The organism is Mesorhizobium sp., from assembly GCF_017306585.1.
GTDB lineage: Bacteria > Pseudomonadota > Alphaproteobacteria > Rhizobiales > Rhizobiaceae > Mesorhizobium.
The window spans coordinates 1-7,573 of record NZ_JAFKIC010000048.1 but is presented as its reverse complement, the minus strand read 5'-3'; the positions used below and the strand labels follow the sequence as shown (position 1 = coordinate 7,573).

Here is a 7,573-nt window from a genome sequence, read left to right as displayed (position 1 = left end):
TTTACAGCAAATGCAAACTTTCATCGCAGGCGGAACTCTTTGCGCTGATGATGCCGATCCTGGAGCGGGCGACCAGGCAAGATCTCAGAAGCTAAGCCCTCAGGTGGATTGCGTGCGGATGCTCCCGTCGGCGACCATGACCTTACTCCGGCAGGCCATGGTCGCCTGTTTCGTCACAGCACCCGCTTAATCTCCGAATAGTCTCCATTGGTGCGCAGAATCACGGTGATGTTGGTGGTGCCGCGATTACGCCAGAACCAGCCGTGGTTCCCGTCAAAGGCAGCTTCCAGCGCCCCTTCAGCTCCCGGCACGCCCCGACCCTTTTCGTAGCTGGCGGACTGCCCGCCGCCGTCGCCATGCATGTCGAAATTGACGCCGCCGCCGTCGACCGTCCAGGCGTAATTCGCACGGGCCCCTTGGCGCATTACCAGCTTGACTTCCGCTCCCTCGCCGGGCGCCAGTGAAATTGTCATCTCATCCTGCTTCTCGGCGGGCGCCGTCGCCACCGCGACGGTCTCCTGCGCAACCGGCGCGACGTTTTCCGGTGTGATGTTGCTGACGCTGAGATCGTCCTGCGCAGCCGAGGCTTGGGCAGGGGCGTCGGCGCTGAGCTCTACGAGCAGGGTCTCGATGCGTTCCAGGCGCGCCGCCAACTCCTGCGGCACGGCGGCCTGGGAGAGCCGGGGCGCCGTCGCCTTGGCGACCATGGCGGCCTCGTCTGCGGCGGCCTCTGTCGCGAGTTGGGTTTTGATCTCGCCCATCCTTGTGAGGCCGAGAATTCGGCCAGCACCCGTTGGGTCGATCGCATACTCCGAGGGTATGACGATTGTGACGAGCAGGGCGATCGCCGTCAGCGCCGCAATCAGGGTGGAGCGCTTGAGCTGTGCCGAAGTTGGCAATTCTGCCCGAGTGGGCAAGTCAGTATTGTACATTGTTGTGGTCCTATGCTGCAACGAACAGGCCGGCGAGCTGATACCCGATCAGCAAGAAACCAGCCGTCATCATGATGACGTTTGCGGTGTAGGCATGGCGCCAGAAGCTTGGTGTCCGGCGCCAGTAACCCATGACGATCAGGATGGCGCCCAGTGCCATGAGCTGACCGAGTTCGACGCCGACATTGAAGGCGAGAAGGTTGGGCACGAGCCCGTCGGGCGAGATGTTGTATTCGATGATCTTCGTCGACAGGCCAAAGCCGTGGAAAAAGCCGAAGATCAGCGTCGCGATCTTGGTGTTCGGCTGGAAGCCGAGCCACCTCTGGAAGGCGCCCATATTGTCGAGCGCCTTGTAGACGACCGACAGGCCGATGATGGCGTCTATGACGTAGCTGTTGATGCCGACGTTGAAATAGACGCCGAGCAGCATCGTCGTGGAGTGACCGAGCGCGAACAGGCTGACATAGATGCCGATGTGCTTCATCCGGTAGAGGAAGAAGATCACGCCGAACAGGAACAGGATGTGATCGTATCCCGTCACCATGTGCTTGGCGCCGAGATAGATGAAGGGCAGCAGATTCATGCCCGAGATTTCCTGGATGTAGCCCTTGTCGCCGGCGGCGACGGCATGGGCGAAGGCTGCTCCTGCCAGCAGCGGGAGCGTCAAAATAGCAATTAGCAAGGGCAGGGTGGTTCGCCAACACGCGCGACGCGAGCGCGGTCGCCCCCGGTAGAAGGGTTCTTGCATAAAATTTCCGATCTTCGTCGTTGAGGGAGGCCGCTTGAGCGGCCGTGATCACGCGGCGAGGAATGGTCTCGGCGGTCGCTCGAGCCGGAATGTCGCGCCCGGATCGATGAAAGTCGGCGAATAATTCAGCCAGCCCCGTTCGACCTGCGGAACGGTCGGTGCAAAGCCGACAGGTGTACTCGCCGTTTCGTGCGAGTGGTCGGCCGCATTGTGCCCGTGAAAATGACCAAGGCTTTGCTCGTCGGCAACGCCGTCCTCGTGGGCGTGACCATGATTTTCGATCTGCGCCGCGACTTCGGCTTGGCGCTCGATCGCGGAGGCGGCAATCGCGATCGGATCGTGCGAGGCCGAATAGCCTAAGGGACGCGGCATGCCGAACACTATCGTCAGGGCGATGACCAGACAAAAAACTGCGCTGTGGACCCGATTCGGCATGAAAGGCGATTATTCTCTAAAATCCTAACGAATGGTTGCCTACACCGAAATCGGGGCCTCTTTGAGGCTTGTATATCCCCTCCATGAGGATAGTATCGAGACATGAGCGAGCAACCTCACATCCACGAAACGCATCCTGATATCGTCAAGCGTCTGAAGCGCGCCAACGGACATCTCAAGGGTGTCATAGAAATGATCGAAGCGGGCCGGCCCTGCATCGATCTCGCCCAGCAGTTGCATGCTGTCGAGAAGGCCGTCTCGCAAGCCAAGAAAACCCTGATCCAGGATCATCTCAACCATTGCCTTGAGGACGTCGTCGGCCCCTTGGCGCGCGAGCAGCGCCGCTCGATCGATGAGTTCAAGGACATCACCAAGTACCTGTGAGAAACGGCATGATGGACAAGATACGCGACTGGTTCGGGTTCGGCCCGATGACGCAAGGCATGGGCGGCCATGGACATGATCACGGTGAGGGTGGCCACGGACACACCCATGGCGTGATCGATCCTACGATCGCGACGACGACGCGCGGCATCTGGGCGATCAAATGGTCGTTCGTCGTGCTGGCCATCACATCGGCGCTGCAACTGGTCGTCGTGTTGCTTTCGGGCAGCGTGGCACTGCTTGCCGATACCATCCACAACGTCGGCGACGCGGTCACCGCCATCCCGCTGTGGGTCGCCTTCATGCTGGCAAGGCGCAAGCCGAGCAAAACCTTCACCTACGGCCTTGGCCGGGTCGAGGATCTCGCCGGAATCCTGATCGTTCTCATCATCCTCTTCAGCGCCATCGTCGCCGGCTACGAAGCGATCGACCGGCTGATCCATCCCCAGCCCATCACCTTCCTTGGCTGGGTGGCAGTTGCCGGCCTGGTCGGCTTTCTCGGCAATGAGGCCGTTGCGGTGTTCCGCATCCGTGTCGGCCGCGAGATCAACAGCGCTGCCCTGATCGCCGACGGCTATCACGCCCGCACCGACGGCTTCACCAGCCTCGCTGTGGTGCTTGGCGCCATCGGTGTGTGGCTGGGCTTTCCGCTCGCCGACCCGATCATCGGCCTTCTAATCACGATCGCGATCTTCGCCATCGTCTGGCAGTCGTCGAAGGCGGTGCTGACGCGGATGCTCGACGGCGTCGAGCCGGGCATCGTCGAGGAAATCTCTCATGCGGCAGAACATGTTCGGGGTATCGAGCGGGTTGCCCAGGTGCAGGCGCGCGGGATCGGCCATCGCCTGCATGCCGATGTCGCCATCAAGGTTGCCGATACCGCGACCGCCAAGGACCTGGTCGGCATCACAGAAGCCCTGAGAGGGGAGCTGTTTAACCACCTTCCAGCCCTTTCGGAAGCGAACATCCGCCTGGAAGGCGAGGGCGGGCCTGTGGTGGCAAGTTCCGGCCACGCCCATCACGCGCCAGACCCCTTCAAGGTCGCCTGCGATCTGGCAACGGGAACGCTGGAGATCGTCGATACGCCTGCGGGCGAGCGCATGCGCCTCACCATCGACAGCCATGCCGACGATCTCGGGGCAACCGTGATCATCGACCGGCCGCAGGGGCCCGAAACGCTTCCGCTCGGACCCGTCGCTGGCGATCACCATCGCCTTGAGAGCATCGTCGCCCCGGCCGAGCCGCACGAGTTCGAGGCAAAGCTGATCCTGACCGCCAAGGGCAAGGAACAGGTTCTGCCGTTCAAGATGGTTGAGCCGGAAGGCCATCATCACTGACAATACGACCGGCGCGGCTTTGCGCGCCCCCGATGCATTCCGAGAAGATAGTCATCATGCTTGAAGTCCTCGCTGACCGCACCTATCGGCACCTGTTCCTGGCGCAGGTCATTGCGCTGGTCGGCACCGGCCTCGCCACCGTCGCGCTCGGGCTTCTGGCCTATGATCTTGCCGGCGCCGACGCGGGCGCCGTGCTTGGCACCGCACTCGCCATCAAGATGATCGCCTATGTCGGCGTGGCGCCCGTGGCCGCCGCTTTCGCGGAACGCCTGCCGCGGCGCACCATGCTTGTTTCGCTCGACCTCGTCCGGGCCGCGGTCGCCGTCTTCCTGCCGTTCGTCACCGAGGTTTGGCAGGTCTATGTTCTGATCTTCATCTTGCAGGCGGCCTCGGCCGGCTTCACGCCGACCTTCCAGGCCTCGATCCCGGACGTGCTTCCGAGGGAAAAGGACTATACGCGGGCGCTGTCGCTTTCGCGGCTGGCCTACGATCTGGAAAGCGTCGTCAGTCCGATGCTGGCGGCGGCGCTGCTTTCCGTCATCAGCTTCCACAGCCTGTTCGCCGGCACGGTCATCGGCTTCCTGGCGTCGGCGGCGCTGGTCGTGTCGGTGGTTCTGCCGAGCCCGCAGCCGACGGAACCGCGCGGCATCTACGAGCGCACCACGCGCGGCATCCGCATCTATCTGGCGACGCCGAGATTGCGCGGCCTCCTGGCGCTCAACCTTGCCGTCGCCGCCGCCAGCGCCATGGTGATCGTCAACACCGTCGTGCTGGTGCAGGCGAAATTCGGCCTTTCCCAAAGCGACACGGCACTTGCCCTTGCCGCCTTCGGCGGCGGCTCGATGATTGCCGCGCTCGCCCTGCCGCGCCTGCTGGACAGCATCCCGGACCGGGCGGCGATGCTTTCGGGTGCGGCGCTGCTCGTAGCCGGCGTGTTCGCCGGCCCGCTCGCCACCAGCTATCAACTGCTCTTGCCGCTGTGGTTCGTGCTCGGCCTCGGCTACTCGCTGGCGCAGACCCCATCGGGGCGTCTGATCAAGCGCTCCGCCGATCCCGTCGACCGGCCTGCTTTGTTTGCCGCGCAATTCGCGCTTTCGCATGCCTGCTGGCTGATCACCTATCCGATCGCCGGGCTCGTCGGCGCGGCGATCGGCCTGCCTTTCACCTTCATCCTGCTTGGCGTCATCGGCGCCGGAGCACTTCTTGCGGCAATATGGCTGTGGCCGCGTCATGACCCAGACGTCCTCACCCACGCCCATGAAGACCTGCCGCACGGGCATTCGCATCTGGAGGATGCCGTCTCGACCGAAGCGGGTTTCGAGCATTCGCATGGCTATGTCGTCAACGACCGGCATCCAAAATGGCCGAAAGCAAGTTGACCGCCCACCATGCTGGGAGATGTTGCCGCCTACGGGGGACTGTTCCTGACCGCGTTCGCCGCCGCGACCGTGTTGCCGCTGCAATCGGAGGCGGTGTTGGCCGGCCTGCTGCTGGTGGGCACCCATTCGCCGGCCGCGCTGGTTCTCGTCGCGACGCTCGGCAACGTACTTGGCTCTGTGGTCAACTGGTTTCTCGGCCGCGGCATCGATCGCTTTCGCGACCGCAAATGGTTTCCGGTGAAGCCCCAAGCCTTCGACCGCGCAGCCGCGCGGTACCGCCGTTACGGACGATGGAGCTTGTTGCTGAGCTGGGTTCCCATCATCGGCGATCCGCTGACTGTGGTGGCAGGCGTGCTGCGCGAGCCGCTCTGGAGCTTCGTTGCGATCGTCACGATCGCGAAAGCCGGCCGCTATCTCGTGCTGGCGGGCGCTGTCCTGAACTGACTGTAAGCCGCCGCAACTATTGTCAATCAAGCAAAAAAGGGGAACTGACATGATGACTCTCGACCGCCGCAATTTCCTTGCCTCCACCGCCGGCCTCGCGTTCGTCGCCGCGTTTCCGCGCGCTGCCTTCTCCGAGGCGCATGAAACGCTGAAGGTCGCCATCGCCGCCGAAACCGGCGATCTCGACCTGCTGCAGAACGTCTCCACGCTGAGCTCCTACACGGTCGTGTTCGACGCCCTCATCCACTATGGCCAGGACGGTGCGCTCGAGCCCGGGCTCGCCACCAAGTGGGCCGTCGCCGACGACCAGCTTTCGATCGCTTTCGACCTGCGCGAAGGCGTTGCCTTCAGTGACGGCACGCCGTTCGATTCAACCGCCGCCGAGTGGAACCTCAAGCGCTGGCTGGGCGTCGCGGATTTCTCGTGGATCGGCGTGTCCGACGCATTCGACAGCATCGTCACCGATGGACCCAACAAGTTGACGATCAAGCTGAAGCGGCCGGTGCCCGCAGCCTTGCTGGAGCTCACCATCGTGCGTCCGGTGCGCTTCCTGTCGCCGAAGGCTGTCGACGCCAGCGGCAAGCAGACCGCTCCGGTCGGGACCGGGCCGTGGATCGTCGAGAGCTACGATTCGTCCGGCACCGTGCTCGTGCGCAACGACAAATACTGGGGCGAGAAGCCGCTGTTCGGCCGCATGGAGTTGAAGGTGGTCCCCGACGAACTCGCCCGCGCCAACGCCCTCCGTTCCGGCGACCTGGACGTGATCGGCGGCGACTGGGTGGCGACGCTGTCGCCGCGCCGCGCTCGCGCGCTCGAAAAGGACGGCATGAAAGTGGTGGCCGAAGCCGGCACCGCCACCATGCTGCTCGGTTATTCGCCGAAGGCCAAGATGATGGCCGACAAGGCCGTGCGCGAGGCCATCTATGTCTCGGTCGACCGCGCTGCGATCGCCAAGGTGCTGTTCGAGGGCTACGCCGACCCTGCCGCGGATCTCTTCCCGGCCAACGTGCCCTCGTCGGGCAAACGGCATGAGGTGCCGGTGGGCGACGTCGCCGCGGCCAGGAAGATCCTTGCCGATGGCGGCTGGAGCGAGAGCGGCGGCGCCTGGACCAAGGACGGTGCGCCGCTGGCGATCGATTTCCTGGTTTCTGAGGAGTCCCTGCCGGGTTCGCGGCGCATCGCCGAGATGATCCAGGGCCAGCTGTCGGAGGCCGGCTTCCAGGTCCAGGTCTCGTCGGTTGACAACGCCACCATGCACGACCGTCGCCCGGCGTTCGAATATGATCTTGCTTTCTTCACTACCTATGGCGCGCCCTACGATCCGCACGGCACGCTTGGCAACGCGTTCGTATCCACCGCCGACAGCGGGCCGGACGGCAAGATCTATGTCTCGCCGGAGCTCGACGGCGTGGTCAAGGCGGCTCTGGATGCGAGTGGCGGCGAGCGCGAGGCCAAGATGCAGGCGCTCTACGATTGGCTGCACGACAACCGTGCGATCTGCCCGCTCGTTGTCAGCCAGCGGCTGTGGGCGCACAATCCTCGCGTCGAGAACTTCGCGCTTCCCGCGACGGACTACGACCTGCCTTTCAAGGCGATCACACTGAAGTCCTGAACGCCTCGAACCTGCTGGGGGAGTGTCGATGAGACGCACGATTCTGCGAAGGATATTGCTTGCCTGTCTGCTGGTCGTGGCGGCATCGGCACTGACCTTTGCCCTGGTTGCCGCCGCGCCGGGCAACGTCGCGGCGCTCATGGCCGAGCGCGCGGCGGGCCCGGGCGCGGATGCCGAAATGATCAAGAAGATCGGCGAGGACCTCGGGCTCTATGACCCGCTGCCGGTCCGCTTCGGCCGGTGGCTGCTCAATGCAGCCACCGGCGATCTCGGTGTCTCGCTGCGCACCGGCAAGCCGATCG

At 63.8% G+C, this 7,573-nt stretch carries 8 protein-coding genes and 1 pseudogene; 6 read left to right on the top strand and 3 right to left on the bottom strand.

Features of this window, described 5'->3' with window-relative positions:
• Window positions 1-173: 173 nt before the first annotated feature.
• The 3 genes from J0I79_RS01840 to J0I79_RS01830 are packed head-to-tail and all read right to left on the bottom strand — an operon-like array spanning window position 174 to window position 2,052.
• Window positions 174-932 (bottom strand): hypothetical protein, encoded by a 759-nt coding sequence (locus J0I79_RS01840; protein ID WP_127385853.1) that lies wholly within the window; start codon window positions 930-932, stop codon window positions 174-176.
• 10 nt (window positions 933-942) lie between these two features.
• The gene (locus J0I79_RS01835; RefSeq protein WP_127385854.1) at window positions 943-1,680 is read right to left on the bottom strand and encodes a HupE/UreJ family protein; all 738 of its coding nucleotides are present in this window, start codon (window positions 1,678-1,680) and stop codon (window positions 943-945) included.
• A 48-nt stretch (window positions 1,681-1,728) separates the two neighbouring features.
• Window positions 1,729-2,052: a hypothetical protein gene (locus tag J0I79_RS01830; RefSeq protein ID WP_292854924.1), complete on the bottom strand. Its 324-nt coding sequence runs from the start codon at window positions 2,050-2,052 to the stop codon at window positions 1,729-1,731.
• Window positions 2,053-2,217: 165 nt separating this feature from the next.
• Here J0I79_RS01830 and J0I79_RS01825 point away from each other — a divergent pair, with 165 nt between their 5' ends.
• The 6 genes and pseudogenes from J0I79_RS01825 to J0I79_RS01800 form a co-directional block, all read left to right on the top strand.
• Complete coding sequence (locus tag J0I79_RS01825; protein ID WP_127385806.1) at window positions 2,218-2,499, top strand: metal-sensing transcriptional repressor; 282 nt, start codon at window positions 2,218-2,220, stop codon at window positions 2,497-2,499.
• Between the two features lie 8 nt (window positions 2,500-2,507).
• Complete coding sequence (locus J0I79_RS01820) at window positions 2,508-3,836, top strand: cation diffusion facilitator family transporter (protein ID WP_292854922.1); 1,329 nt, start codon at window positions 2,508-2,510, stop codon at window positions 3,834-3,836.
• A gap of 56 nt (window positions 3,837-3,892) precedes the next feature.
• Window positions 3,893-5,215, top strand: coding sequence for an MFS transporter (locus J0I79_RS01815; protein WP_127385808.1), 1,323 nt, complete (start codon window positions 3,893-3,895; stop codon window positions 5,213-5,215).
• Between the two features lie 9 nt (window positions 5,216-5,224).
• Window positions 5,225-5,659, top strand: a complete 435-nt coding sequence (locus J0I79_RS01810; RefSeq protein ID WP_127385809.1) for a YqaA family protein — start codon at window positions 5,225-5,227, stop codon at window positions 5,657-5,659.
• Between the two features lie 49 nt (window positions 5,660-5,708).
• Window positions 5,709-7,271 carry an ABC transporter substrate-binding protein gene (locus J0I79_RS01805; protein WP_292854919.1) on the top strand — a complete coding sequence of 521 codons (1,563 nt, stop codon included), beginning with the start codon at window positions 5,709-5,711 and terminating at the stop codon, window positions 7,269-7,271.
• Between the two features lie 28 nt (window positions 7,272-7,299).
• Window positions 7,300-7,573: pseudogene (locus J0I79_RS01800) on the top strand (ABC transporter permease); the annotation flags it as partial.

Coding starts and splice junctions, on each gene's coding strand:
- J0I79_RS01840 (WP_127385853.1), bottom strand. CDS start 932: ATGTACAATACTGACTTGCCCACTCGGGCAGAATTGCCAACTTCGGCA.
- J0I79_RS01835 (WP_127385854.1), bottom strand. CDS start 1,680: ATGCAAGAACCCTTCTACCGGGGGCGACCGCGCTCGCGTCGCGCGTGT.
- J0I79_RS01830 (WP_292854924.1), bottom strand. CDS start 2,052: ATGCCGCGTCCCTTAGGCTATTCGGCCTCGCACGATCCGATCGCGATT.
- J0I79_RS01825 (WP_127385806.1), top strand. CDS start 2,218: ATGAGCGAGCAACCTCACATCCACGAAACGCATCCTGATATCGTCAAG.
- J0I79_RS01820 (WP_292854922.1), top strand. CDS start 2,508: ATGATGGACAAGATACGCGACTGGTTCGGGTTCGGCCCGATGACGCAA.
- J0I79_RS01815 (WP_127385808.1), top strand. CDS start 3,893: ATGCTTGAAGTCCTCGCTGACCGCACCTATCGGCACCTGTTCCTGGCG.
- J0I79_RS01810 (WP_127385809.1), top strand. CDS start 5,225: ATGCTGGGAGATGTTGCCGCCTACGGGGGACTGTTCCTGACCGCGTTC.
- J0I79_RS01805 (WP_292854919.1), top strand. CDS start 5,709: ATGATGACTCTCGACCGCCGCAATTTCCTTGCCTCCACCGCCGGCCTC.